27 protein-coding genes and 1 tRNA gene are annotated in these 25,540 nt (G+C 73.5%); 15 read left to right on the forward strand and 13 right to left on the reverse strand.

Annotated elements, in window-relative coordinates; genetic code table 11:
• Positions 1 to 51 precede the first annotated feature (51 nt).
• Together cysS and rlmB are read left to right on the forward strand one after the other, a co-directional pair.
• Entirely contained in the window at positions 52 to 1,497 is a 1,446-nt protein-coding gene (cysS, locus tag AC1DT4_RS15700) for a cysteine--tRNA ligase (RefSeq protein WP_477090731.1), read from the forward strand.
• A gap of 2 nt (positions 1,498 to 1,499) precedes the next feature.
• Positions 1,500 to 2,507 (forward strand): 23S rRNA (guanosine(2251)-2'-O)-methyltransferase RlmB, encoded by a 1,008-nt coding sequence (rlmB, locus tag AC1DT4_RS15705; RefSeq protein ID WP_477090732.1) that lies wholly within the window; start codon positions 1,500 to 1,502, stop codon positions 2,505 to 2,507.
• Between the two features lie 6 nt (positions 2,508 to 2,513).
• On the opposite strand, the gene AC1DT4_RS15710 is transcribed toward rlmB, so the two are convergent.
• From AC1DT4_RS15710 to AC1DT4_RS15740, 7 genes are all read right to left on the reverse strand, one after another.
• On the reverse strand, positions 2,514 to 3,800 hold the full coding sequence (locus AC1DT4_RS15710; protein WP_477090733.1) for a DUF4032 domain-containing protein: 1,287 nt from the start codon (positions 3,798 to 3,800) through the stop codon (positions 2,514 to 2,516).
• Positions 3,801 to 3,902: 102 nt separating this feature from the next.
• A complete protein-coding gene (locus AC1DT4_RS15715; RefSeq protein ID WP_477090734.1) occupies positions 3,903 to 5,030 on the reverse strand; it encodes an ABC transporter ATP-binding protein in 1,128 nt (375 codons plus the stop codon).
• A gap of 168 nt (positions 5,031 to 5,198) precedes the next feature.
• Positions 5,199 to 5,354, reverse strand: a complete 156-nt coding sequence (locus AC1DT4_RS15720; RefSeq protein WP_477090735.1) for a hypothetical protein — start codon at positions 5,352 to 5,354, stop codon at positions 5,199 to 5,201.
• 19 nt (positions 5,355 to 5,373) lie between these two features.
• Positions 5,374 to 6,864, reverse strand: a complete 1,491-nt coding sequence (locus AC1DT4_RS15725) for an outer membrane protein assembly factor BamB family protein (RefSeq protein ID WP_477090736.1) — start codon at positions 6,862 to 6,864, stop codon at positions 5,374 to 5,376.
• A 4-nt stretch (positions 6,865 to 6,868) separates the two neighbouring features.
• Complete coding sequence (locus AC1DT4_RS15730; RefSeq protein WP_477090737.1) at positions 6,869 to 8,503, reverse strand: outer membrane protein assembly factor BamB family protein; 1,635 nt, start codon at positions 8,501 to 8,503, stop codon at positions 6,869 to 6,871.
• A gap of 45 nt (positions 8,504 to 8,548) precedes the next feature.
• Positions 8,549 to 9,331, reverse strand: a complete 783-nt coding sequence (gene otsB, locus AC1DT4_RS15735) for a trehalose-phosphatase (protein WP_477090738.1) — start codon at positions 9,329 to 9,331, stop codon at positions 8,549 to 8,551.
• The gene (locus tag AC1DT4_RS15740; RefSeq protein WP_477090739.1) at positions 9,324 to 10,763 is read right to left on the reverse strand and encodes an alpha,alpha-trehalose-phosphate synthase (UDP-forming); all 1,440 of its coding nucleotides are present in this window, start codon (positions 10,761 to 10,763) and stop codon (positions 9,324 to 9,326) included. The genes otsB and AC1DT4_RS15740 overlap by 8 nt, the downstream gene beginning before the upstream one ends.
• A 124-nt stretch (positions 10,764 to 10,887) precedes the next feature.
• On the opposite strand from AC1DT4_RS15740, the gene AC1DT4_RS15745 reads away from it, so the two are divergent.
• From AC1DT4_RS15745 to AC1DT4_RS15770, 6 genes are all read left to right on the forward strand, one after another.
• On the forward strand, positions 10,888 to 12,606 hold the full coding sequence (locus AC1DT4_RS15745; protein WP_477090740.1) for a serine/threonine-protein kinase: 1,719 nt from the start codon (positions 10,888 to 10,890) through the stop codon (positions 12,604 to 12,606).
• A 99-nt stretch (positions 12,607 to 12,705) separates the two neighbouring features.
• A complete protein-coding gene (locus AC1DT4_RS15750) occupies positions 12,706 to 12,876 on the forward strand; it encodes a hypothetical protein (protein WP_477090741.1) in 171 nt (56 codons plus the stop codon).
• On the forward strand, positions 12,873 to 13,289 hold the full coding sequence (locus AC1DT4_RS15755; RefSeq protein WP_477090742.1) for a hypothetical protein: 417 nt from the start codon (positions 12,873 to 12,875) through the stop codon (positions 13,287 to 13,289). Before AC1DT4_RS15750 ends, AC1DT4_RS15755 begins: the two co-directional genes overlap by 4 nt.
• A 41-nt stretch (positions 13,290 to 13,330) precedes the next feature.
• Entirely contained in the window at positions 13,331 to 13,828 is a 498-nt protein-coding gene (locus AC1DT4_RS15760) for a hypothetical protein (protein ID WP_477090743.1), read from the forward strand.
• 44 nt (positions 13,829 to 13,872) lie between these two features.
• Positions 13,873 to 14,793, forward strand: coding sequence for a DsbA family protein (locus tag AC1DT4_RS15765; RefSeq protein ID WP_477090744.1), 921 nt, complete (start codon positions 13,873 to 13,875; stop codon positions 14,791 to 14,793).
• 56 nt (positions 14,794 to 14,849) lie between these two features.
• Positions 14,850 to 14,926: transfer RNA gene (locus tag AC1DT4_RS15770), tRNA-Thr, on the forward strand.
• Between the two features lie 67 nt (positions 14,927 to 14,993).
• Here the strand turns inward: AC1DT4_RS15770 and AC1DT4_RS15775 are convergent.
• The 3 genes from AC1DT4_RS15775 to AC1DT4_RS15785 form a co-directional block, all read right to left on the reverse strand.
• On the reverse strand, positions 14,994 to 15,974 hold the full coding sequence (locus tag AC1DT4_RS15775; protein WP_477090745.1) for a hypothetical protein: 981 nt from the start codon (positions 15,972 to 15,974) through the stop codon (positions 14,994 to 14,996).
• 135 nt (positions 15,975 to 16,109) lie between these two features.
• Entirely contained in the window at positions 16,110 to 16,730 is a 621-nt protein-coding gene (locus tag AC1DT4_RS15780; RefSeq protein ID WP_477090746.1) for a pentapeptide repeat-containing protein, read from the reverse strand.
• A gap of 123 nt (positions 16,731 to 16,853) precedes the next feature.
• Positions 16,854 to 17,525 carry a response regulator gene (locus tag AC1DT4_RS15785; RefSeq protein ID WP_477090747.1) on the reverse strand — a complete coding sequence of 224 codons (672 nt, stop codon included), beginning with the start codon at positions 17,523 to 17,525 and terminating at the stop codon, positions 16,854 to 16,856.
• A 92-nt stretch (positions 17,526 to 17,617) separates the two neighbouring features.
• Between AC1DT4_RS15785 and AC1DT4_RS15790 the strand changes: the two genes are divergently transcribed.
• The 4 genes from AC1DT4_RS15790 (at position 17,618) to AC1DT4_RS15805 (ending at position 20,934) form a co-directional block, all read left to right on the forward strand.
• A complete protein-coding gene (locus AC1DT4_RS15790; protein ID WP_477090748.1) occupies positions 17,618 to 18,790 on the forward strand; it encodes a sensor histidine kinase in 1,173 nt (390 codons plus the stop codon).
• A 208-nt stretch (positions 18,791 to 18,998) separates the two neighbouring features.
• Positions 18,999 to 19,478 carry a hypothetical protein gene (locus tag AC1DT4_RS15795; protein WP_477090749.1) on the forward strand — a complete coding sequence of 160 codons (480 nt, stop codon included), beginning with the start codon at positions 18,999 to 19,001 and terminating at the stop codon, positions 19,476 to 19,478.
• A 26-nt stretch (positions 19,479 to 19,504) separates the two neighbouring features.
• Complete coding sequence (locus tag AC1DT4_RS15800) at positions 19,505 to 20,113, forward strand: signal peptidase I (protein ID WP_477090750.1); 609 nt, start codon at positions 19,505 to 19,507, stop codon at positions 20,111 to 20,113.
• On the forward strand, positions 20,110 to 20,934 hold the full coding sequence (locus AC1DT4_RS15805) for a hypothetical protein (protein ID WP_477090751.1): 825 nt from the start codon (positions 20,110 to 20,112) through the stop codon (positions 20,932 to 20,934). Before AC1DT4_RS15800 ends, AC1DT4_RS15805 begins: the two co-directional genes overlap by 4 nt.
• Before the next feature lie 21 nt (positions 20,935 to 20,955).
• Here AC1DT4_RS15805 and AC1DT4_RS15810 read toward each other — a convergent pair whose 3' ends face one another.
• Both AC1DT4_RS15810 and AC1DT4_RS15815 read right to left on the reverse strand, forming a co-directional pair.
• Positions 20,956 to 21,759 carry an SGNH/GDSL hydrolase family protein gene (locus tag AC1DT4_RS15810; protein ID WP_477090752.1) on the reverse strand — a complete coding sequence of 268 codons (804 nt, stop codon included), beginning with the start codon at positions 21,757 to 21,759 and terminating at the stop codon, positions 20,956 to 20,958.
• A gap of 14 nt (positions 21,760 to 21,773) precedes the next feature.
• Positions 21,774 to 22,451 carry a uracil-DNA glycosylase gene (locus tag AC1DT4_RS15815; protein ID WP_477090753.1) on the reverse strand — a complete coding sequence of 226 codons (678 nt, stop codon included), beginning with the start codon at positions 22,449 to 22,451 and terminating at the stop codon, positions 21,774 to 21,776.
• Between the two features lie 192 nt (positions 22,452 to 22,643).
• Between AC1DT4_RS15815 and AC1DT4_RS15820 the strand changes: the two genes are divergently transcribed.
• From AC1DT4_RS15820 to AC1DT4_RS15830, 3 genes are all read left to right on the forward strand, one after another.
• Positions 22,644 to 22,952: a DUF3263 domain-containing protein gene (locus AC1DT4_RS15820; RefSeq protein ID WP_477090754.1), complete on the forward strand. Its 309-nt coding sequence runs from the start codon at positions 22,644 to 22,646 to the stop codon at positions 22,950 to 22,952.
• Positions 22,953 to 23,044: 92 nt separating this feature from the next.
• Entirely contained in the window at positions 23,045 to 23,653 is a 609-nt protein-coding gene (locus AC1DT4_RS15825) for a LytR C-terminal domain-containing protein (protein ID WP_477090755.1), read from the forward strand.
• 114 nt (positions 23,654 to 23,767) lie between these two features.
• On the forward strand, positions 23,768 to 23,971 hold the full coding sequence (locus AC1DT4_RS15830) for a cold-shock protein (protein WP_456825370.1): 204 nt from the start codon (positions 23,768 to 23,770) through the stop codon (positions 23,969 to 23,971).
• Positions 23,972 to 24,066: 95 nt separating this feature from the next.
• Here the strand turns inward: AC1DT4_RS15830 and AC1DT4_RS15835 are convergent.
• Positions 24,067 to 25,540 (reverse strand): glycoside hydrolase family 15 (locus AC1DT4_RS15835; protein ID WP_477090756.1); only part of this gene is annotated, 1,474 nt, incomplete at its 5' end.

Here is a 25,540-nt window from a genome sequence, read left to right on the forward strand (position 1 = left end):
GCCTTCCGGGGTGTGAAAGGCGGGAGGGCGGCGCGCCGGTAGCCTTGGCGCGTGACCCTGCGCCTCTTCGACACCGCGACCCGGACGGTGCGTGACTTCGTCCCGCTCGTCCCCGGCGAGGTCGGCATCTACCTGTGCGGGGCCACGGTGCAGGCGCCGCCGCACATCGGGCACCTCCGCTCGGCCGTCGCGTTCGACGTGCTGGTGCGCTGGCTGCGCCGCACCGGCCACCGCGTGACGCTGGTGCGCAACGTGACGGACATCGACGACAAGATCCTGGCCAAGGCGGCCGACGCCGGCGAGCAGTGGTGGGCCTGGGCGACGACGAACGAGCGGGCGTTCACCGCCGCGTACGACGCGCTCGGCGTGCTGCCGCCCAGCCACGAGCCGCGCGCGACCGGTCACGTGCCGGCGATGGTCGAGCTGATGGACCGGCTGGTCGAGACCGGGCACGCGTACACCACGGGTCCCGGCGACGTCTGGTTCGACGTCCGCAGCTACCCGGAGTACGGCGCGCTGACCAACCAGCGGGTCGACGACATGGTCCCGGCGCCGGACGGCACGGTCGACGACGACGCCAAGCGGGACCCCCGCGACTTCGCGCTCTGGAAGGCCTCCAAGCCGGGCGAGCCGGAGACGGCGGCCTGGGACACCCCGTTCGGCCGCGGTCGACCCGGCTGGCACCTCGAGTGCTCGGCGATGGCGCAGCGCTACCTCGGCGACACGTTCGACATCCACGGCGGCGGGCTCGACCTGCGCTTCCCGCACCACGAGAACGAGCAGGCACAGTCGCGCGCCGCGGGCTACGGGTTCGCCCAGTACTGGCTGCACAACGGCTGGGTCACGCAGGGCGGCGCCAAGATGAGCAAGTCGCTCGGCAACGGGCTGCTGGTCACGGCGGTGCTGGCCAAGGAGCGGGCGTCCGTCCTGCGCTACGCCATGACGGCCGTGCAGTACAGCTCGATGCTCGAGTGGACCGACGACACCCTGCGCGAGGCCGAGGCCACCTGGGACCGGCTGGCCGGCTTCGTCGAGCGGGCGGCCGAGAAGGTGGGCGTGGCCGACGACGCCGAGGTGGGCACGGTCGAGCTGCCCGCCGAGTTCGTCGCCGCCATGGACGACGACCTCAACGTCCCGGCCGCGCTCGCGGTGGTCCACGAGCACCTGCGCACCGGCAACTCGGCGCTCGCGCGCGGCGACCTCGCCGAGGCTCGCGACGCCATGGTCGTGCTGCGGGCCATGCTCGACGTGCTCGGCCTGGACCCGGGCGGTCAGCAGTGGCGGGCGCACGGCAGCGACGCGCGGTACGCGCGGGCGCTCGAGGCCGTCGTCGCCGCCGAGCTGGAGGCCCGCGCGCAGGCCCGGGCCGCCCGTGACTTCGCCACCTCCGACGCGATCCGGGACCGCCTCGCCGCGGCCGGCGTCGTCGTCGAGGACTCACCTTCCGGGGCGCGGTGGTCTCTGGCCGCCCGCCCCGACACCGCAGAGGAGAACTGAACATGGCCGGAAACTCAGAGCGTCGAGGGGCCGTCCGCAAGGGCAGCTCGAAGAAGACCGCCAGCGCGGGCACGGGCGGCAAGAACCGCCGGTCGCTCGAGGGTCGCGGGCCGACGCCCAAGGCCGAGGACCGCGAGTACCACCCCGCGCACAAGGCGAAGATCGCGGCGGAGCGCCGGGCCGTCGCCGGCACGCGCGGCACGTCGGGGCGCCAGCAGGCGTCGGCGAGCCGCAGCGCCGCCGGCTCCAAGGGCGGTCGCAAGAGCTCGACCCACGAGATCGTCTCCGGCCGGAACTCGGTCGTCGAGGCGCTCCGGGCGGGCATCCCGGTGTCGACGGTGTACCTGGCGTCACGGCTCGAGGCCGACGACCGCACGCGCGAGATCATCAGCTTCGCCGGGAACGAGAACTACCCGCTGCTCGAGGTCAGCCGCTCCGAGCTCGATCGGCTCACCGACGGCTCCGTGCACCAGGGCGTCGCCATCCAGGTGCCCCCGTACGCGTACGCCGACGACGAGGACCTTCTCGACGCCGCGGCGGAGTCCGACCGGCCTGCGCTGATCGTCGCGCTCGACGGCGTCACCGACCCCCGCAACCTCGGTGCGGTGCTCCGGTCGGCCGGCGCGTTCGGGGCGCACGGCGTGCTGGTGCCCGAGCGTCGGGCGGCGGGCGTGACCGCGTCGGCGTGGAAGGTGTCGGCGGGTGCCGCGGCGCGGGTGCCCGTGGCGCGCGTGACCAACCTGGTGCGGACCCTGCAGGGGCTCAAGGCGGCGGGCGTGTTCGTCGTCGGGCTGGACGGCGGCGGCGACGTGGCGATCACCGACCTGCCGTACGCCAACGACCCGCTGGTGCTCGTCGTCGGCTCGGAGGGCAAGGGACTGTCCCGGCTGGTCCGCGAGCAGTGCGACGCGATCGCGTCGATCCCGATCGCGTCGGCCGTCGAGTCGCTCAACGCCGGTGTCGCCGCGGGCATCGCCCTGTTCGAGGTCGCCCGCCAGCGCGCGAGCTGACCGAGGTCAGCCGAGGATCTGGTCGTCGGTGACCCGCGGGATCATGTCGGTGTCCGGGATCTCGCCGGCCTGCACGCCGAGGATCGCCTGCTCGTCGGGGCGCGTGGGAAGAATGTTCTTCACGTAGCTCTTGGCGGTCTGCTTCATGGGCACGTCGTGGCCCGCCTGCTCGGACAGGAACCAGCGGTGGTCCAGCAGCTCGTGGTAGATCTGCGCGGGCTCGAGCTTGCCGCGCAGGTCACGCGGGACGGCGCGGACGGCGGGCTCGAAGATCTCGGTGAGCCAGTCGTGGGCGACGAACGACTCGTCCTCGCGCTGCCGGTCGGTGGCCGCGCGGTACTCGTCGAGGTCGTTGAGCAGCCGGCGCGCCTGGTTCTCCTGCACGTCGAGACCCGTGAGCCGCATGAGCCGGCGGGAGTGGTGCCCGGCGTCGACGACCTTGGGCTGGATGCGCACGCTGGTGCCGTCGACGTCCGTGGTGATGTCGAGCTCCCCCACGTCGAAGCCCAGGTCGTTGAGGCGGTCGATGCGGGCCTGGACGCGCCAGCGGTCGCCGAACGTGAACGACTCCGACTCGGTCAGGGCGCGCCACAGCTCGCCGTACCGCTCGGCGAGGGCGTCCCCGATGGCGACGGCGTCGACGTCCTCCTCGAGGAACTCGCCGGCCTGCAGGTCCATGAGCTCGCCGATGATGTTGACCCGTGCGACCTCGAGGTCGTATCCGCGCTGGCCGTCGGACAGCTTGTCGTGCAGGTCGCCGGTCTCCGCGTCGACGAGGTAGGCCGCGAAGGTCTCGGCGTCGCGCCGGAACAGCGTGTTCGAGAGCGACACGTCGCCCCAGTAGAAGCCGACCAGGTGCAGCCGGACCATGAGCACGGCGAGCGCGTCGATGAGACGCGTCGCGGTGTCGGGACGGAGCGACTGGCTGAACAGCGCGCGGTAGGGCAGGGAGAACGACAGGTGCTTGGTGATCAGCACCGCCTCGAGCCGCTCGCCGGAGGGGTCGCTGCGCCCGGTGATGACGCCGACGGGCTCCACGGACGGCACGTCGAGGCGGCGCAGCTGGCGCAGGAGCTCGTACTCGCGGTACGCCACGGTCTCGCCGATCTCCTTGACCGCGATGACCCGGCCCGACATCTTGGCGAACCGCACGATGTGCCGGGAGATGCCGCGCGGGAGGGCGGCGAGGGTCTCCGCCGGCCAGTCCTCGAGGGGGATGTGCCACGGCAGGTCGAGGAGCGCGGGGTCGGGGGAGGCCGCGGTGATCTGGAGGCGCTGCGGCGTCGGGCTCATGGGTTCGATCCTCTCAGAGAACGCCCACAGGGCCGCCCGAGGAGAATGCCGCAGGGCGGCCCCGGCACACGCCGGGACCGCCCTGTCGGGTTGCTGCTGAGGTCAGACGGCGATGCGCTCGCCGTTGCCCGCGTGGAAGAGGTGCGTCTCGCCCTCGCGGAGCTTGATGTAGATGGTCTCGCCCTTGCCGGGCACCTGGCGCGGGTCGACGCGCACGATGACCTGGGCGTCGCCGGCACCGGAGTGCACGGCGTCGGCGCGGCCGAACTCGTTGGTCAGCGAGCCGTAGACGAACGCGTCGGAGCCGAGCTCCTCGACGATGTTCACGATGATCGGGATGCCGTCCGGCGTGCCCTCGGGCACGACGTCGACGGACTCGGGGCGGAAGCCGACCGTGATGTGGTTGCGGTCGTCCTCGGTGAACTGCCCGATGACCGAGCGCGGCACGGCGACGCGGGCGCGGCCCAGGTTGGCGACGCCGTCCAGCACCGGGAACGTGCCGATGTTCATGGCCGGCGAGCCGATGAAGCCGGCGACGAAGACGTTGGCCGGGGTGTCGTACATGTCGCGCGGCGTGCCGACCTGCTGCAGGAGGCCGTCCTTGAGGACCGCGATGCGGTCGCCCATGGTCAGGGCCTCGGTCTGGTCGTGCGTGACGTAGACGGTGGTGACACCGAGACGACGCTGCAGCGACGCGATCTGCGTACGGGTCTGGACGCGGAGCTTGGCGTCGAGGTTCGACAGCGGCTCGTCCATGAGGAACACCTGGGGCGAACGCACGATGGCACGGCCCATGGCGACGCGCTGACGCTGGCCACCCGAGAGGGCCTTCGGCTTGCGGTCGAGGTACTGGGAGAGGTCGAGGATCTTGGCAGCCTCCTCGACGCGCTGGCGGATCTCCGCCTTCGGCGTGCCGGCGATCTTGAGCGCGAAGCCCATGTTGTCGGCGACCGTCATGTGCGGGTACAGCGCGTAGTTCTGGAAGACCATCGCGATGTCGCGGTCCTTCGGCTGGACGTCCGTGACGTCGCGGTCGCCGATGAGGATGCGGCCCGCGTTGACGTCCTCGAGGCCCGCGAGCATGCGGAGCGAGGTGGACTTACCACAACCGGAGGGGCCGACGAGGACGAGGAACTCGCCGTCCTCGATGTGCAGGTCGAGCGCGTCGACCGCGGGGCGCTCGGTGCCCGGGTAGACCCGGGAGGCCTTGTCGAAAGTGACCGTTGCCATGGCTGATCAATCCCTTCACCGGCAGGTACGTGCCGGACGATCCGTAGTGAAGAGTGTCAAGAGTGTCCTCGATGACACGGGATCGGGAGGAGGGGATCCTCCGTCGCCCGCGGTCATCATGCCATACCGGGGTGGACCGTCCACCCCGGACAGTGACGCACGCCACGCTCAGCCGAGGACCGTCGCACCCCCTGGACCGCTGAGCACGAGCATCCCGTCGACCGTCCCGAGCCGGCTCTCGGCCCGGTCCTCGACGCCGGCAGCGCGGCCGACCGGCGCGTCGAGGTCGTCCTCGAGCGCGACCTCCTGCAGCCGGCCCGCCATGCGCGGAGCGCAGGGCGTCTCAGCCGACGACGATGCCCGACCCGTCGAGGAACCGGATGAGCAGCCGCCCGGCGTACTCGCTGACCTGGTCGACGCCGCCGGGGTCGCGGGAGAGCAGGCGGGCGACGTCGGCGGCGCGGGCGGGCCGGCCGTCGGAGAGGTCGAGGCCGCGCAGGGTCCGGTTCGCGGTCACGACGATCACCAGCGTCCCGTCCGTGCCGAGGTACACCGGCGGGGAGCCGATGATCGAGCGCCAGCGGACCTCGCCGGTCGTGGCGTCCTGGGCGAGCACCTCGTCCCCGTGGGCGACGTACACGGTGCCGTCGACGAGCAGGGGGTCGCCGGACGTGCCCTCCGTGCGCCAGAGCTCGTCCCCGGTGGTGGCGGCGCGGGCGACGAGGGTGCTGCCGCCCCGACCGCCCCGGCCGTCCGTGCCGTCGGAGAGCAGGACGACGTCGTTCGCGGTCCCGTCGTCGACGGCCAGCCGGGCAGGCATCTCGCGGACCGCCACGCGCGTGCCGTCCCGGGTGGCCAGGACTCCGGCCGGGACGGCGGAGGCCTGCCACGGCGACCACACGAGGGTGCCGGCGCGCGCGAGCTCGGCCCAGCCGTCGGTCGCCACCGTGACGTCCCCGCGCGGCGCGCCGTCGGCGCCGAACAGCCACGCGTGGCCGCTGTCCGTCAGCAGCACGCGGCCGTCGTCGCTGGTCAGCTCCGCGTCGGAGCGGATGATGTCGGGACCGGTCCGGACCTGGTGGACCGCCGGCACCACCGGCGTCGTCCGGCGCCAGGCGACGTCACCCGTGGTGGGGTCGGTGGCCGTGACGGTCCAGCGCACGCCGCCGCCGTCGTCGGTGACGGGTGTCGCGACGACGAGGTGGGAGCCGGTCACCGACCAGAGCGAGCCCGCCTCGACGGTCGGCGTCGCGAGCACGGCGCCGCGCGTGGGGTCCAGCACGAGGAGCGGGGTCGGTGCCCCCACCGTGGCAGCCGGGGACACCTCGGCGGCGCAGACCGCCCGCGGCTCGTCGGTGGGCGTCAGGGCGGTGCAGCGCACCCAGACCGACGGGAACTCGGACCGGCCTCCCGGCGGCAGCGCGGCGTCGAGCGAGAAGGGCACCGACCACAGGACCCGACCCGTGTCGGGGTCGGTCCCCCGCAGGTCGACACCGCCCGAGTGGTACCGCGCGCCGATCGCCCACCGCCCTTCCCTGTCGCCGGCCACCAGGGATCCGGCCGTCGGCGCCCACCGCCACAGCTCGCCGGGCGGGTCGTGCAGCGGGCTGAGCACGCCGGGGACCTCCGCCAGGTACGCCAGGCGGTCGCGCTCGCCGACGTCGATCGCGGACTGGGCGCCCACCAGGGCGAGCGCGACGAGCGCGGCCGCGCCCGCCACCGAGAGCGCGTGCCGCTTGAGCCAGGCCGGCAGGATGGACACGGGCAGGGAGCCGTCGAGCTCGTCCTGCTCGTCGAGCTCGACGGGTGCGAGGTGCCCGGGATGCAGGCTCATCAGATCAGCCCAGGACCGCGACGGCGCCGCTGTCCATCCAGACGTAGAGCCGCGGGTCGTGCCAGCCCGACTGGAAGCCCTGCACGAACACCGGGTCCCGGTCGCCGGCCACCTCCTGCGCCAGGTCCTTCTGCCACGCGAGCTCGCCGTCGCGCAACGCGTACGCGTCCAGGGTCACGCCCACGCCGGGGACCAGCAGGTAGCGGCCGTCGGTCGACAGCTGCTGCGGCACCTGGTCGAGCGTCCGGCGCCACCGGGTCTCGCCCGTCGTGGCATCGAGCGCGACGATCGACTCGTCCGCCGCCACGTACAGGGTGCCGTCGAGCAGCAGGGCCGTCGCGATCGAGCCGGGCAGGTGCCACAGCTCCTTGCCGGTCCGGGCCGACCGGCCGCTCAGGCCCTGGACCTCCTGCGGGCCCGCGCCCACCGTGAAGACGACGCCCGGGGCGGAACCGTCGTCGACGGCGAGCCAGCCGCTGGTCTCCTCGACCGGGACCTCCGTGCCGTCCGCGAGCAGGAGGGAGCCCTGATAGCGGTCCGACGACGTCCAGGTGTTCTGGATGAACACCCCCGCGCGGGCCGGTCCCATCCACGAGCCGGGCTCGAGCGGGACGTCGCGCAGCGGGCGACCCGTGTCCGACAGGATCCACGCGTGCTCGTCGACGGTCATCAGCACCTCGTCGTCGACGCTCTGCAGGGTCGCCGACCCGGTGGCGTTCGAGGCCTGCGGTCCGTCCTCGCGGCCGACGACGTCGACCGACGGGCTGGTCCAGGTCCACGTGGTGTCGCCGCTGACCACGTCGCTCGCGGTGACCGCCCACCGCACGGAGGACGCGTCGGTGCGGGCGGGACTTCCGTCGTCGGCCACGCGCTCGGCCACCAGGAGGTCGCCGTCCGTGAACGTGAGCCCCGTGGTGCTGGGCACCGCCCGGCGAGCCAGGACGGACCCGTCGGCGGGGTCGAGCACGACGACGGTCGTCTCGGGGACGCCGAGGACCACGTCGTCGCCGCCGTACCGCTGCGCGATGCAGGCCACGACGGAACCCTCGCCGTGCGTCACCGGGGTGCACGCGACCCAGACCGACGGCGTCGCGCCGACGGTGGCCTCGGGCGCGGTCGGGAGCTCCACAGGGGTGGTCCACGCCGTCACCCCGGTGTCGGGGTCGAGAGCGACGATCGACAGCGCGCCGCTCTCGTCCTGCATGCCGCCGACGAGCCTGCCGTCCACCACCGAGCCGGACTGCAGCACGTTCGCCAGGCGGGGGTCCGCCCGCCAGAGCACGCCGATCGACGGGTCCGCCGGCGGCACGACCCCCGGGATCGCGGCCAGCGCGGCGAGGCGCGCGGCCTCCCGGTGGTTCATCACGACCTGGGTGCCGACGAGGGCGACGGCCAGCGTGGCGGCCACGGGGACCAGCCAGCGGGCGTGCCGGCGCAGCCACGTCCGGGCGGCGTCGACGTTCCGGTCGGCGTCGTGGAGCTCCTGGCTGTCGAGCTCGTCGTCCAGCTCCACGTCGACGCGTTGGCCGGGGCGCCCGGTCCACGACGGTCGGCGGGGTTCGGGTGCCGGGGCCGAACGGGATCGCGCGGGCTCGTCCGCAGCCTCGACGAGCTCGACCTCGTGCATCCGGCCGGGCATGAGGCGCACGCTACGCCTCGCCCCCGCCACCGACCAGCAGGCCGCTCAGAGGGCGTCGGCCAGCACCGCCAGGGCCGTCACCATCTCGTCCGGCCCGTCGACCCGGAACCGCGCGGACGTCTCGCCGGCGCCGACCTTGACCGTCAGGTCGTCGGCGTGGAGCGCGTCGAACGCGTGCTCGTCGGTGACGTCGTCGCCCGCGTACAGCACGACGCGCGCGGCGAGCTCGTCGCGCAGCGCGGTCAGCGCCTCGCCCTTGCTGGCGGTGAGCACGGAGATCTCGACGACGTCCTTGCCGTGCAGCACCCCGGAGCCCAGGCGCTCGCCCAGCGCGATCGCCTCCTGCTCGGCCGGCTGGGCGACGGAGTCCTCCGCGAGGCGCGTGTGCACGACGACGGCCGTGGGCTTGGTCTCCACCCAGACGCCGTCGCGACCGCGAGCGATCCGGGCCGCCTCGGCCCCGAGCGACGCCAGCCGGTCGGCCTGCTCGTCGCTCAGCTGGACGACGTCGCGGTCGAGGCCCCACGTGGTGACCCGCGCCCGCTCCGCGCCGTGGCTGCCGATGAGGAACGTGCCGGACGGCACCTGGGCGAGCGTGTGCAGGTCGTTCATCGACCGGCCCGAGACGAGGGCGAGCAGGACCCCGGGGGTGCCGGCCAGCCGGTCGAGCACCTCGACGCCGGCCGGGATGATGCGGGACTGCGACGGGTCGTCCTGCAGCGGCGCGAGGGTGCCGTCGAAGTCGAGGGCGACCAGCACGGGCCGGCGCGCGGGGTCGGCCGCGACCGCGGTCAGCGCGGCGCGCAGGGCGTCCAGGCCCTCAGCCACGGCCGGCTCGCACGGGCACGGCGTTGAGGGCCGCGAGGAAGTCCTCCGACCAGGCCACGACGTCGTGCCCGAGCACGCGCCGCCGCAGCCGGCGCATGCGCTTGCGCGACTCGCGGGCGTCCATGTGGACGGCGTACGTGATCGCGTCCTTCATGCCCTCGATGTCGTGCGGGTTCACCAGGACCGCTCCCGTCAGCTCGTCGGCGGCGCCCGTGAACTCGGAGAGCACCAGCGCGCCGCGGTCGTCGGACCGGGCCGCGACGTACTCCTTGGCCACCAGGTTCATGCCGTCGCGCAGCGCGGTCACCAGCATGACGTCCGCGGCGAGGTACAGCGCCGCCATCTCCTCCATGGGGAAGGACTGGTGCAGGTACTGCACGGGCGCGTGCCCGACCTGGCCGTAGTCCCCGTTGATCCGTCCGACCAGCAGCTCCACGTCGTCGCGCAGCGTCTGGTACGCCCCCACGTTCTCCCGGCTCGGGCTGGCCACCTGCACGAGCGTGGTGCTCTGCGGGGAGAGCCGCTCCTCCAACAGCAGCTCGCCGTAGGCCTTGATCCGGTGCCGGATGCCCTTGGTGTAGTCGAGCCGGTCGACGCCGAGCAGCAGGTACTCGGGGTCGCCCAGCTCGCGGCGGATCTGCTGCGCGCGCTCGCGGACGGACTCGGTCCGGGCCAGCTCGTCGAACGCGTGCGAGTCGATCGAGATGGGGAAGGCGGCCGCGCGCACGTGCCGCCCGGGCTCGCCGTGCTTCGACAGGGTCACCATCTGCCCGCGCGTCGTCAGGTCCGTGAGCCGACGGACCACGCGGACGAAGTTCGCGGCGTCGCCGGCCCGCTGGAAGCCCACGAGGTCGGCGCCGAGCAGCCCCTCGACCACCTGCACGCGCCACGGCAGCTGGGCGAACAGCTCCAGCGGCGGGAACGGGATGTGGTGGAAGTACCCGATCCGCAGGTCGGGGCGCAGCTCGCGCAGCAGCTTGGGGACCAGCTGGAGCTGGTAGTCGTGCACCCACACGGTCGCGCCCTGCGCGGCCTGCGCGGCGGCCGCCTCCGCGAAGCGCCGGTTCACCTTCTGGTAGGAGTCCCACCACTGCCGGTGGAACGCCGGCGGCTCGATGACGTCGTGATACAGCGGCCAGAGGGTGTCGTTGGAGAAGCCCTCGTAGAACTGTTCGAGGTCGTCCTCGGTCAGCACCACCGGGATCAGCTCGGTGCCGTCCACGTCGAACGGCTCGAGCTCGAGGTCGGGCGAGCCGCCCCAGCCGACCCACGCGCCGGACGTGCTGGCCATCACCGGCGCGAGGGCCGTGACCAGGCCGCCGGGCGAACGGGTCCAGGTGGGCTCGCCGTCGTCGCCGAGGCTCACGTCGACGGGCAGGCGGTTCGCGACGACGACGAAGTCGTAGCCGTGCGCGGGCGCGTCGGAAGGCACCAGATCAACTCCTTGGGTCTGGTTCGACCCTATAGGGGGAGCCCGCGACGCGACGGGGGAGCGCGTCGGCAGGTGCCAGCGCGTTGCCGGGCACGGCGTGCTGGCCTCCCGCTACGGTGCGGAGATGGAGCGGATCGGTCTGACACCGGGGTCGGAGATCGGCGGATACACCGTCGTCGCCCCCCTCGGCTCGGGCGGCATGGGGACGGTCTACCGGGCGGTCGACGGGGGCGGGGACCCGGTCGCCCTCAAGCTGCTGCACCCGCACATCGGGTCCGACGCGGTCGCGCGCGACCGGCTGCGCCGCGAGGTGCACGCCCTGCAGAAGCTGCGCCACCCGGGAGTCGCGGCGATCCTCGACGCCGAGGCGGACTCGACCGAGGCGTTCCTGGTCACCGAGCTGGTCGCGGGCGACAACCTCGAGGAGCACGTGCGCGAGCGCGGTCCGCTGGCCGCCGACGAGCTGCTCGACCTGGCCGAGGGGTTGCTCGACGCCCTGGTCGCCGTGCACGGCGCGGGGGTGATCCACCGCGACCTGAAGCCGTCGAACGTCATCGTCAGCGACGACGGACCGGTGCTCATCGACTTCGGCATCGCGCAGGCCGCGGACGACTCGCGCCTGACCTCCGAGGGCCTCGTCATCGGCACGCCGGGCTACCTGGCGCCCGAGCTGCTCGACGGCGGCGAGCCCGACGCCGCGTCCGACTTCTGGGGCTGGGCCGCGATCCTGGCGTTCGCCGCCACCGGCCGCGACCCGTTCGGCACCCGGCCGCTGGAGGCCGTGCTCGCGCGCGCCCGCTCCGGGGACGTCGACCTCGACGGCCTCGGGCCGCTGACCACCGCGACGCTCACGCGCGCCCTGGCGCCGGCCGCCGCCGACCGCACCTCGCCGGACGACGTCGTGGCCGCGCTCACGCTGGTGGTGGCGGAGGGCGAGCCGATGGCCGACGAGGCCGCGACGGCCGTGCTCGTGGCCGACGACTTCGTCGGGACGACGGTGCTGCCCACCGGGGCGGCGACGGTCGCCGTCGCCGCCGGGGCTGCGGCTCCCTCCGCTGCCGCGGCCGGACCCGCCCTCGTCGCCAACGACGGCCGGACCCGGGCCTTCGACCCGTCCGAGGTGGAGGACCCCGCCGACGACGAGGCGTGGGAGGAGGACCCGGACGGCGTCGAGTGGATCACCGAGGACCTGGACGCGTCCGAGGAGCCGGAACCGGAGGGCTCTGGCTACGAGCGGCCGCCGGCCCGCCGTCGCTGGGGCACGCTGCTCGCCGCGGGCCTGCTGCTGGGTTCGGCCGGCGCGCTGTACCCGGGCGTGACGCTCGTCGTGTTCACGCTGCTGGTGATCGTCGTGCGCACCGCGGGGTCCACGGTCGAGGCGATGTACGGCCGCCGCGAGCGGGCGGGGGTGCGGCGCTCGGACCGGGCGGTCGCAATGGCCACCGCGCCCTGGCACCTGCTGCGCTCGCTGGTCGGTCTGGTGCCCTCGCTCGTCGTCGGCGCCAGCGTCGTCGTCATCCTGCTCGGGGTGTCGTGGTGGCTGATCGGGGACGGCCACTGGACCATCGCCGAGTCGCCGTCCGGCCAGGAGCCGCAGGGCCTCACGGCGTCGATCCTGGTCGGCTCGATCGTGCTGCTCGGCGCCGCGGTCGTCTGGTGGGGACCGCTGTCGCTCATGACGCGCATCGGCGCACGGCGGGTGCTCGCGGTCGTCGCGCCCGGACGCACCGGCGCGCTCGTCGCGACCGCCGTCCTGCTGGCGGTGTCCGCGATCTTCATCGCCCAGATCCTCAGCGGCAGCCCGATCACCTGGGCGCCCCTGCCCACCCCGGTCCTGCCGTAGCCCGGGACCCTCGTCCGTCTCGCGATGCGGGACCGCCCTGGCGCGCCGTGCCTTCACCCCCTTGGGTGAAGGCTGGTCGATCCCGGGGAGGGTGCAGGCATGTCGCTCGAGGCGGAGGCCGAGGTGGCCGTGGGGCGCCGCAGCAACGGTGACGTCGTCCGGTTCGACCACCGCACCGGCTCGCTCGGGGTGTTCCGCGGCGACGTGATCGTGGCGTACTTCCGGCCCGACGAGGGCTACGAGTTCTTCCTGCGCGAGATCGCCAAGTGAGCGCGTTCGACGACGCCTTCACCTCGGTGGTCCGGGCGCGCGGCGTCTGGCGCGACGACAGCCCGGCCGCGGTCCTCGAGCGGTGGTCGAGCTTCGTCGTCGAGTGCGAGCACGGCTACCGGGGCGACGAGTTCGCCTACGCCAACGAGGTGATGGCGCGCACCACGCTCGAGGCCGCCCTGACGGACCCCGGGCTGGCGTCGTACCCCGAGCTCGCGGCGCTGCGGGACCGGGTCGAGGCCGTCGACGCACGGTTCCGGCCCCTGCTCGTGGAGCACGCGTTCCCCGGGATCGACCCCGACGAGTGGTGGGTGCGCGGGATCGTGCAGCGGGCCGGCGGGCGGCTGGCCCGCGAGTGGAAGCGCTCGTTCGGCTTCGACATCGAGGTGGTCCGGCAGCCTCGCCCGAGCTGACGACGTCAGGATCCTCAGCCTCGACCCCTACGCTGTGCGGCATGACCGCGCGACGAGGGCCGCACCTGGCTGCGTCGCGCCTGTCGCCGGTCGTCGCGCTCGCCGTCACCGCGCTCGCCGCGGCCGTCGTCGCCCAGGGCCGGGTGCTGCTGCACGACTGCGTCGCCGCGGGCGGTGCCCTCGGCCCCCTCGGTCTGCGCCTGTCGGTGCTCCGGGACGCCACCGACTGCCCGGACGGGTCCTACGGCCTGGGCACCGTGTCGCAGGGCGCCGTGGTGCTGCTCAGCGTCGCCGTGCCGGTCGCGGCCCTCTACCTGCTGCTCACCGCCTGCGGGATCGGCCTGACCGCGCTGCTCGTGCGGGCGTCCCGCCAGGTGCGCCTGCTCCTGGGCCGGGCCCTCCCGGGCCTGCGCGGCCCCGCGCGGGCGCTGCCCGTCGCCCGACAGGTGCGGCACGTCCCGACCACCGTCGCGGCGTCGTGGACCGAGCGGGTGCTCGCCGGCAGCATCGCGCGGCGGGGTCCGCCCGCGGTCGCCTGACCCGCCGGCTCGCCCACCACCCCTCGTCCCACCCAGGAGCACCCATGCCCACGAACGACCCACGCCCCACCAAGGCCGTGCGCCGCGAGGACGCCCGCCTCAAGGCCGCCCAGATGCGCAAGGAGCAGGAGCGCAAGGCCAAGCGGAACCGCATCCTCGCCATCTCCGGCCTCGTTGTCGCCGTCCTCGCCCTGGTCGGCGTCGGCTTCGCGATCGTCAACCAGAACAAGACCAACCAGGCCGCCAACTCCGACGTCGTCTACGGCGGCACCTCGGCGAACGTCGTGGCCCCCGCGCTCGCGGACGTCACCGCGCCGGCCCCCGCCAACGACAAGGGCGGCATCCCGGTGAGCGGCACCACCGCCGAGGACGTCGGCGTGGTCGGCGACGGCGACGTCACGCTGACGGTCTACTTCGACTTCATGTGCCCGATCTGCGGGCAGTTCGAGGAGATCAACGGCGACGATCTCGACACGATGCTCAAGGACGGCGGGACGACGATCGAGTACCACCCGATCTCGTTCCTCGACGGCAACTCCGCGGGTACGTCGTACTCGACGCGGGCCGCCAACGCCGCGGCGATCGTCGCCGACAAGGCGCCGGGCCAGTTCGCCGACTTCGTCAGCGCGATGTACGTCGACCAGCCCGCCGAGGGCTCCGAGGGCCGCACCGACGCCGAGATCGAGAAGATCGCGACCGACGTCGGGGTCCCGGCCGAGGTGGCCGCGACGTTCACGAGCACCGTGGACGGCACGTACACCACCAAGGACGGCGACACCGAGGCCACCGCCGACGGCACGTGGCGGACCATGGCCCCCTGGGTCTCCGCCGCGACCAACCAGATGGCCACGGACATCGGCAAGATCTCGACGCCCACCATCCTCATCAACGGCGAGCCCTTCACGGGCGACTGGCGCACGCCGGGCGCCCTGCTCGAGGCCGTCCAGGCCGCCCAGGGCTCCTGACCCACCGGTGACCGGGCGCTCCTCGCGGGGAGCGCCCGGTTATCCTGGGGCCGCCCGCCTCCTTAGCTCAGTCGGCCAGAGCACCTGTCTTGTAAACAGGGGGTCATCGGTTCGAATCCGATAGGGGGCTCCACACGAGAACAGCCCGCCACCTGCGCATGTGCAGGTGGCGGGCTGTCGCGTTCAGCGGCGGGAGGGAGTCAGCACTCCTCTACGTCGTCGACGTCCACGCCGAGGAACGAGGTTACCTCGTCGTCCGTGAGGTAGTCCGAGACCGTGGCACCGTCGTAGTACACGGCCTCGGCGTCGGTGTCGTAGCAGTAGTAGTCGCCGGGGATGGTCCGGACGACGGCCGGCGTCGGGTAGTCGCGGTGGGCCCAGGTCGCCGGGGTGAGCAGCTCGACGTCGCCGTTGATCGGACCCAGCAGCGCGATCGTGACGTCCCACGACAGCTTGTAGTACCCGCCGGGCACCATGAGCGGCGCGGGGTAGCCCGCTCGAGCCCACTCCGCGGGCGTCAGCTTGTGGAAGGCGGAGCCGTCGCTCGGGACGGCGAACAGCTCGGGGGACGTGGGCCAGCCCTGGTAGCTCACCGTCGGAGCGGGAGCGGGGCCGGGACCAGTGCCTCCGGCGGAGACGATGGGCTGCGGCTGCCCGGCGGCGATCCACTCGGCCAGCGTCAGCGCGTGCCGCTCGGAGTCGATCGAGGCCCAGATCGTCGGGTCCCCGGTCGTCGAGCGGTACTGGAGGACGTAGCCCGGGATGTTCGTCGTGACCTGCGGCCACGGGTACCCCACGCGGGCCCACTGCTCGCCGGTGAGCGCCGTCCGGGAGGACCAGAGCTCGATCCGGTTGTTCGTGCCGGGTGCGTAGGGGACGGCGAGGATGGTGCTGAGAAAGGGTGCCTTCACGTAGCGGATCGCCATCGGCCGGGGCGTCGGGAAGCCCTGGGACGACCATTCGGCGAAGGTTGCCGGGGCGTAGCTCGTGGACACGCCGGCGCCGGGGCTGCCCGTCGAGTGCACCCAGATCAACGTGTCGGTGTACGGCTGGGAGTAGAAGCCGTCGTTCGGGCCGACGTACGCGGCGGGGAGCGCCGCCGCCGACGCCATCGTCGCCGTCGACATGGTGACGATCGCGGTGAGCGCGAGGGCGGCTGCCCGGGCGAGGGTTCGGCGCACGAGGGGCTCCAGGGTTCGGCGGTGCGGTGGGCACGCGCCGGCCGGCGCCGTGCTGGGGACGGAGACTAGTGGATCGGGGACCGTTCGCGGCCCACCCCTCGACCGGGTCACCCGGACGGCGCCCCTGGTCACCGTTCACTCCACCCGGAGGTCCAGCCCCATCGCCTCGACGATCACCACGGCCTGCGGCAGCGTGATGATGGCGCCCTCGAGCTTCACCGTCGCGGGGTCGATGCCCGCCAGGTCGCTGCCGCGCAGGTCGCAGCCCGACAGGTCGGCCAGGTGCAGCCACGCCCCGGCCAGGTCGCAGTCGCGCAGGGTCCCGCCCGGCGCGCGGACCCCGGTGAGGTCCGCCTCGCGCAGCCGGACGCCGGTGAACGTCGCCGAGTGCAGGTCGGCGCCGGGCAGGCCGACGAACGACCAGTTGCCGCCCTCGACCACGGTGATGTCGAAGGTGCAGCCGTCGAACATCGACCCGATCAGCTTGCACCGCTCGAACCGGACGTCGAAGAAGTTCGAGCGGTGGAAGGTGCAGTTGATGAAGGCGGCGTCGGTGTGCACGGAGGCGTTGAACTTCGCGTTCCGGAAGACGCACTCCTCGAACACCGCACCGACGCCCGACGTCTCGGTCAGGTCGAGGTCCACGAACTCGACGTTGTGGAACTCCTGGCCGGACAGGTCGCGGGCGTACCAGTCCTCGCCCCGCACCATCGACGTGGTCGGGGGAGCGGCCTCGCCGCCGCGTCGCTCAGCCATGCGTCGATCATGGCGTACGCGCAGGTGCCTGACGGCCGCCGCTGCCGATCTCAGGGCGCGGCCGCGCAAGCCGCGCACCGGGTGAAACTTGCCGAGGCAGCTCCCGGGGAGGAACCGGACGAGTCAGGCGCTCGGCCCGGTCTCCTCGAGCAGTCTCAGGGCCGCACTCACCCGGGGGTTGCGCTTCGGGTCGCTGTCGATGCCCAGCGTCGCGTACATCCCGTTGACATGATTCTGTACCGACTTCTCGGTGATCCCGAGCCTGTCGCCGATGCCCGCGTTCGACAGCCCCGACGCCAGCAGCCGGAGCACCTCGTACTGGCGGTCGGTGAGCCGGGCGACGGCCGAGCCGGCGCGAGGCGTCATGCGCGCCAGCAGGGCAGGGTCGAGCACGGTCTCGCCGACGGCGGCCGCGCGCACCGCGTTGACCAGCACTTCCTCGCTCGTCGACGACGTCTTGGAGAGGTACCCCCACCCGGCGGCGACATCGGTCGGGAGGTCGAGCAGGAGGTCCATCGCGTCGTGCGCCGACAGCAGCAGGATGCCGAGCTCGGGCGTCCGGCGCCGCAGCGTGACCCCCAGCGCGATGCCGTTCCCGTCGGGCAGGTCGATGTCGAGGATCACGCAGTCGACCGAGCCGGGGCGCAGCACCCGGGCGGCGTCGGTCACGGTGCCCACCGCGGCCACGACCTGCAGGCCGGGCGTGCCGGAGAGCGTGTGCTCGAGCATCGAGCGGAACAGGGGCTGGTCCTCGACGATGGCGACGCGGAGGGGGCTGGTAGCAGGAACGGTCATCGCCGCCAGTATCGTCTGCGGCTGGGTTCGACGCGCGGTACGCGCCGGGCCGACCATGAACGTCACGCACGGCTGCGAGGGGGGAGCGCGGGATGACGACGACGTCGACCGACTCCGCCGCGGCCGTGCTCCAGCGCCGCGAGGACCTCCGCGGCGACCGCGTGGCCCTGCTCCGCGGGACCGCGATCATCGCGCTGGGCTACGGCTTCGGCGCCGCCCTGCAGTCGACGTACGTGTACTCGACGTACATCCCGGAGTGGGAGTCGGTGCCCCTCAGCGCGCGGCTCGCGGCGAACGCGGTCGCCGTCGTGATGCTGGTCGTCGTGCTGGCCGCCGTCCGGGCGCACCTCGCGACGCGGTTCTGGTCGATGGCGACGGCCGTCCTCGCCGCCTCCGCGGTGGCCGCGGTCGCGCGCTTCGTCGCCCAGGTGCTGCTCGGCGTGCACGACTCCCTGAGCGACCCGGCGCGCGACGCCGAGGTGCTCAGCGGCTTCGTCCTCGGGGCGGTCTCCGGCGCGATCGGGATGTGGGCCCTCAAGGTCCGTCGTGCGAACCGCGTGCGGAACCGCGCGTCCGCCCGCGACGCTGTGCACGTCGAGATCGCCCTGAAGGCGCTCGAGCAGGAAGAGATCCGGGTGCGGCGCGCGGTCGCCGAGGGACTGCACGGCACGCTCCAGTCGAAGCTCGTGCTCATGGACGCGCGGCTGGGTGACGTCCTGGCGCGCGCCGGTGCGCGCGGCATGGACGACGAGGACGTCGACACGCTGAGCTGGGTGCGCTCCGAGCTCGAGTCGGCGCGCGAGATCGACGTGCGGGAGATGAGCCGCATCCTCTACCCCGATCGCCTCGAGCTCGGGCTCGTGCCGGCGGTGCGCGCGCTGCTCGGCCGCATCCCCGCGAGCATCGCGACCAGGCTCCAGGTGAGCGACGCCGTGCGCGCCCTCGACGACCCCTCCGGCTGCTCGCTCACCATCAGCGAGCGCCTGCTCGCCGTGCGCCTCGTCGAGGAGGCCCTCACGAACGCGCTCAAGCACGGGCCGGCGTCGTCGATCGTCGTGGTGCTGGACGTCAGCGACTCCGTGCTGCACGTGAGCGTCGAGAACGACGGCGAGCTGTACGACGCCACGACGGCCGGCACCCCCTCGGGTACCGCCCGGCTGGCCACCCGGCTGTCCCTCGTGAACGGCCGACTGGCGCTCTCGCCGGGCCGCGAGAAGGGCGCCCGCCTCGAGGCGTGGCTGCCGCTCGGGGCCGGAGCCGAGTAGGACGCCTGTCCGACTTGACGGGTGCGCCGTATTCGTGCGGGGTGAAAGAAAAGGGCATGCCGGGCGGGCGGGGTGCTGCCACCCAGAGCCGAACGGGTGATCGTGCCGATGACACCTACGTTCGCGGACGACCGCCTCTCGGCGTGTCTCCGTGAGCGGGTCTCGGTGAGGTGCCGATTCCCCGCACCTTCCCGATCAGGAGATCACCATGGCTTCCACGAAGTCCAAGAAGTCCCGCAAGGGTCTGGCCGTCGGCCTGGCCATCCTCGGTGTCGCGGGCCTGTCGCTCGCGTCGGCCGCCCAGCTGTCGCTCACGGGCACCAACGGCAAGATCGTCCAGGCCGGGGTCACCACCATCACGGCCGCGGCGTGCCAGACGGGCACCATCACGGCCTCGTTCTCGCTCGACGGCAGCACCGCCGGCCAGCTGGCCACCGGCACCACGTTCGGCTACCCGTCGGCGACCGACTCCGTCACGCTGACGTCGATCGACACCGCCTGCATCGGCAAGCACTACAAGGTCGCGTTCGGCACCACGGCCAACGCGGCCGTCGGCACCGAGTACGCGCCCGCCGCCGCCATCGCGGCCGGCACCCTCACGCCCGTCATCCCGCTGTCGAGCTTCGGCATCAGCACGGTCACGCAGATCAACTCGATCGCGAAGATCTCGGTCACGATCATCGACTGACCGGCGACAGCAGCCCGGCGGCGCCCGTGGACCACACGGACTCGACCTCAGCACCCGACGCGCCCCCCGCGCGCCGGGTGCTGAGGCGCGTCTCCACGGTCCTGGTGTGGGCGCTGACCGCGGTCGCCGCGATCCTGCTCTGGCCGACCAGCCTGGGCGGGTGCACGACCCTGACGATCGTGTCGGGCCACTCGATGGAGCCGACCTTCCACACCGGTGACCTCGTCGCGTCCCGCTGCGGCGAGCCGACCGTGGGCGACATCGTCGTCTACCAGCCGCACGAGCTGGGCGGCGCGCGGATCATCCACCGCGTGATCGGCGGCGACCCGTCCGGCTGGCAGATCCAGGGCGACAACAACGACTGGGTCGACCCCTTCAGCCCGACGGACGACGAGATCCTCGGTGTCGCGCGTCTTCACGTCCCCCAGGTCGGTCTCGTGGTCCAGGCCGTCACGAGCCCGTGGATCTGGGCGAGCCTGATCGTCCTGGCGCTCGCGATCCTGGTGTGGCCACGCGACGAGGACGAGGACGAGGACGGGGACGACGCCGACGACGAGGCGGACGACCGGTCAGACGACGAGTCAGCTCTCGCGTCGTCGCCCGTCGCGGAGCTCGACCCTGCGGGGATCTCATGAGGACCCCCAGGTCCTCGCGGCCCGCGCTCGCCGCGGCACTCGTCGCGTTCGTCCTGCTCGTCGTCGCCACCGTGGTGCCGGCGGCCGCGGCGAGCCTGAAGGTGGTCGGCGGTACTCGCGCCTACGGAGCCACCGCCGCGCGCTGCACCAACGGCCCGCTCACGGTCTCCCCGACCGGCACGGCGAACGCGTCGGGCCAGTACACGTCCGTGAAGGTCACCGGCATCACGGGCACCGTGTGCACCGGTGGTCGCGTGATCCTGTACCGCTCGGCCGCGCCCAGCACCGTGCTCCTCAGCGCGAACGGCACGCTCTCGGCGGGGACGCTCACGGCCACCTCGTCGGCCTTCACCCCGCCCGCCTCGGGCGGTGCGCTCGCGTACGTGACCCTGAACGGCTGGGCCGTCCCGGCCACGTGGAGCTTCACGCCGCCCGCGGGCAACCGGTGCGAGGTGCGGAACGCGAACGGCTCGGTCGACACCACGAAGCCGTGCTCGATCACCGGGGCACCGTCGTTCGCCTTCTGGGGCAGCGCGGGCGCGGGACAGGGCAACGGCGGCGCCGACTTCAGCGCCCCCGGCATCGCGAACGACCAGTACGTCGCGTTCACCCTGACGATCACGGGTGCCCCCGCAGGCTGGTCGTGGTCCACCTCGGGCCTGACCAGCATCAACAACTCGGCCTCCGTCTCGTCCAGCTGCTCGTCGTTGCCGACGTTCAGCGGCCAGCTGGGTCCGAACAAGGGCGCGACCCCGAACGCCTTCGTGTCGTTCGTCGAGAACCGCGCCGGCCAGTCGGGGATCGTCTGCCTCGTGCCCTGACGCTTCCGCCCGGCGGGTCGCTCAGTCGAGCGGGGTCAGCTCGGGCCGCTTGGGCGTCCGCTCGTCGCCCGACGACTTCCCGCGCAGGCGTCGGGTCGCCCACGGGTAGACGTGCTCGCGCACCCAGGCGGCGTCCTCCCGGGCCTTCTGCATCCGCGGCGTGGGCGGCAGGGGCGTGAGGGGGTCGTCCCAGCCGGCGTCGTCGGGCTCGAGGCCGAGGCCGACCAGGGCCGCCTGCGCGACGCGCGCGTGGCCGTCGGTGGTCAGGTGGATCCGGTCCTCGGCCCACATCCGCCAGTCCCGCAGGCTCCGCATGCCCCAGAGGTCGACGACGTAGGCGCCGTGGCGGCGGGCCATCGACCAGATGAGCGCGTCGAAGACGGCGACCCGGCTGCGGGTGGCCTTGACCAGGGGGCTGTCGGCGGCGTCGACGCCGGTGCCCAGCAGCACGTCGACGCCGGCCTTCCGCAGCCGCACGACGGCGGCCTCGAGGTTGCGCGCCATCCGGTCCACGTCGGCGGTGGGCCGCAGGATGTCGTTGCCGCCCCCGACCAGGCTCACCAGGTCGGGCTTCAGGTCCAGCGCGGCCGGCACCTGCTCGACCAGGATCGACTTGAGCAGCCGCCCGCGGATGGCCAGGTTCGCGTACTCCAGCGGGGTCTCGCCCGCCGCGGTCCGTCGCGCGGACAGGTGGGACGCCAGGAGGTCGGCCCAGCCGCGCTGCGGCGCCTCGCGGCCGTCGGGGTCGTCCCAGAGGCCCTCGGTGAACGAGTCGCCGATGGCGACGTACCGGGACCAGCGGGGCACGGAAGAAGGCTCAGTCACGTCCACATTGTTGCTCAGGTCAGCGACCAGTCCACCGGAGCGGCCCCCTGTGCGACGAGCAGCTCGTTCACCCGGGAGAACGGCCGGGAGCCGAAGAACCCGCGGCTCGCAGAGAGCGGGCTCGGGTGCACGCTCTCGACGGTCGGCACGTGACCGAGGGCCGGCTTGAGCGACTGCGCGTCCCGGCCCCACAGGATCGCGACCAGGGGTCCGCCGCGCTCCACGAGGGCCGCGATGGCCCGGTCGGTCACCGCCTCCCAGCCGTGCCGCCGGTGCGACGCGGGCGCGCCCGGACGCACCGTGAGAACCCTGTTCAGCAGCATGACGCCCTGGTCCGCCCACGGGGACAGGTCGCCGTTCGTCGGGGGCGCGACGCCGACGTCCGCGACGAGCTCGGTGAAGATGTTGGTCAGCGACCGCGGCAGTGGTCGGACGTCGGGCTGCACGGAGAACGAGAGCCCCATCGGGTGCCCCGGGGTCGGGTACGGGTCCTGGCCGACGACGAGCACCCGCACGTCCGCGAGCGGCCGCTGGAACGCGCGGAGCACGGCGTCACCCGCGGGCAGGTACTGCCGTCCCGCAGCGACCTCGTCCCGCAGGAACTGGCCGGCCGCGCGGAGCTGCGGCTCGACGGGGGCGAGGGCGACGGCCCAGTCGGGCGCGACGAGCTGGTCGAGCGGCGCGGCGTTCACGCCCGCGAGGCTACCGATCCACGGCACGGTGCCGCGCGGTGCGCACGCCGACTGCGGCACGCGGGGGACGACGCGCCGAAGGAATGACACCCGTGTCATTACGGTCGTACGATGGCGGGCGTCGCCAGCCGAGTCGCTCGGCGCGGCCGACGACAGCTGGCACGAGCAGAGCCCGAGAGCACAGGAGGACGCATGGACGCCGCGACGATCGCCATCGGATCGCTCCCGCATCCCAGCGACGCACCCGGCGCCTCCGGCCTCTCCGAGCGCGACGAGCAGGTCCTCGCCTTCGAGCGCCAGTGGTGGAAGTACGCGGGCGCCAAGGAGTCGGCGATCCGTGAGCTCTTCGACATGTCGGCCACGCGGTACTACCAGGTGCTCAACGCGCTGATCGACGACCCGGCGGCCCTCGCGCACGACCCCATGCTCATCAAGCGCCTGCGCCGGATGCGGTCCTCGCGCCAGCGCGCGCGCACGGCCCGTCGCCTCGGCGACGCCTGATCCGGCGGGCCCGACATCCCCGCACGTGACACGGGCCACGTCCCGGCCCGGCTGGGCCCGATCGCACGGCCCGAGCCGTTAGCCTGTCCGGCGTGAGCAAGGCGGAGTACTCCTACCCCGAGGACGAGTTCGACGTCCCGTCGAACCCCGACGTCCCCCGAGGCGTGCATCGCGCACCCCGAACCGCGTGGAGCAGGTGGTGGCCGTTCCTGCTCGTCGTGGTCCTCGCCGCGAGCTCCGCGTACGTGGCCGTCAACCTGGCCGCGCGCAACGGTGACCTTCCGGCGCTCCCCGGCGCGTCCGACTCGCCGGCCTCGGACACGGGTGCGGACCCCACCGACACCGCGAGCGACGGCGCCACCGCGCCGACCGACACCACCACCGAGTCGACGCCGGCGGAGGAGCCGCCCGCTGCGACCCCGGTCATGGACACCCCCGTCGTCGTGCTCAACGCCGCGAAGATCGGCGGGCTGGCGGGCGTGCAGGCCGAGAAGCTCACGGGCGCCGGCTTCACCGCGGTGACCACGGGGAACTTCACCGGCACGGCACCCGACGACTCGGTCGTCTACTACGCGTCGGAGGACCAGAAGGTGACCGCGGACCTCGTCGCCTCGACCCTCGGCCTGACGGTCGTGACGCTGTCGCCGGCCGACGCGGGAACCGGCATCACCGTCGTGCTGGCCAGCGACCCCGACGCCTGACAGACGTCTCGTCGCTCCCGAGACGACCCTGGTCGCCCAGGGATCGCTCCCACTAGGCTCACGCGCACCAGGCGCCGGCGGAGCGCCCGGCACCGGACGTCGAGGAGTTACGGCATGGCCCAGGGCATCGTGAAGTGGTTCAACGCGGAGAAGGGGTACGGCTTCATCACCCCCGTCGGGGGAGGTCAGGACCTCTTCGTGCATTTCAGCGCGATCCAGTCGGACGGCTACCGCTCCCTCGAGGAGGGGCAGGACGTCGAGTTCGAGGTGGGTCAGGGCACCAAGGGACCGCAGGCCGAGCAGGTCAGGGGTCTCTGACCGCGCTCGTCCGGACGGGCCGTGCACCGACGGGTGCGCGGCCCGTCGGCGTCTGACGACGAGGGGTGCGAAGCCCGGCGGTTGGTCCCGGGACCTCAGCCGCTGAGGCCCGCGCTCTCGTCGAGGGCGGCGAGGGCGAGCAGCACGCAGGCGGCGCTCCAGCCGAGGGGCGCGACGGCCGCGGGCGATCCGTCCGCGAGCACCTTCTCCGGCAGCGACCCCGACGCGGTGCGGTGGGTGTCGAGGAACGACAGCCAGCCGTCGGCCAGACCCCGGTCGCCGTTCTCGGCGGCCACCCACGCGTAGAGGGACGTCTGCGGGGTCCACGAGACGCCGTCGTCGCGCCACCCGGCACCGGGCGCCAGCCCGTTCGCGGGACGCACCATCGCCACCGCCGAGGCCCGCCACGCCTGGTCGACGCCGGGCACGGCCGTGGCCAGGAACGGGGGCAGCAGGAACGCGCTCGCCGCGTCTGCGTGGCCTCCCGTCGCGTAGCGGGCGAACCCCGTGGGCCCGAACGCGCGGATCACCGCGACCTTGGTCCGGATCGAGGCGTCGAACGCGGCCGCGGCGAGCGCGTCGTCGTCGGCCAGCTCCAGCAGGTGCGACGCCTGCTGGAGGCCCGCGACCAGCGGCGCGACCGTGCCGAGCGTGAGCGAGTCCTCGGGGACCTCCCAGTAGTCCGGCGACGCCGGCGGCAACCCGCCGTGGCCGACGAGCGAGATCGCGTGGCGCGCGGACCGGGCCACCAGCGGGTAGAGCTGCTCGACGGCGGCCGCTCGGTCGGCGGGGTCCTCGATCTCGTCGACGACGAGCCCGGCGGCCCACATCGCCCAGCCGGTGCCGTCCGTCTGCACGCCGCGGTCGTCGGGAGGGCCGGAGCCGTCGGGAAGGTAGCGCGCCTGGAACGAGCCGTCCGGCGACTGCACACGGTCGAGGAAGCCGAGGATCTCCAGCGCGTCGTCGACGTGGCCGGTGCGCGCCAGGGCGACGGCGACGAACGACGCGTCGCGCGGCCACACGTACCGCCACTTGTCCGACCAGGCCGCGACGGCGGCGCCGTCGGGCAGCACCAGCGCGTGCAGGTCGAGGAGGGCGGCACGCGCCATGTCCTCGTACGGCCCGCCGGCTCCGGGCACGGTCCCCGACGCGAGCCAGGCGCGCTGCCGGCCCGCGACGCTCGCCGCCGCGGGAGCGGTCGCCCCCTGGCCCGTCCCGACCTGCCCGCCGACCACCCGCGCGAGCGTCGTCGCGGCCGGGTCGACCACGTGGGTGCCGGCCAGGAACGTCACGTCGGTGCCGGCGTCGAGCGGCTCCCGGAGCCCGCCCGGGAGCGTGGTCAGGCCGTCGAGGTAGAGCGGGATGTGCGCGTAGACGGGGGCCGCGGGGTCCACGACGACGGGCGCCGGGGCGGGTGCCTCGGTGGCTCCGGCGGGTGCGGTGGCGACGAGGGTGGTGGTGGTCACGGCGACGACGAGCGCGGCGGCGACGACGGCGCCCTCGCGGCTCCGTCGCCGGGTCCCGCGGGCGCGGCGGGGCCCGCCGAGAGCGACATGTGCAGCGTGCGGG

Source organism: Cellulomonas sp. P4_D11 (genome assembly GCF_056401915.1).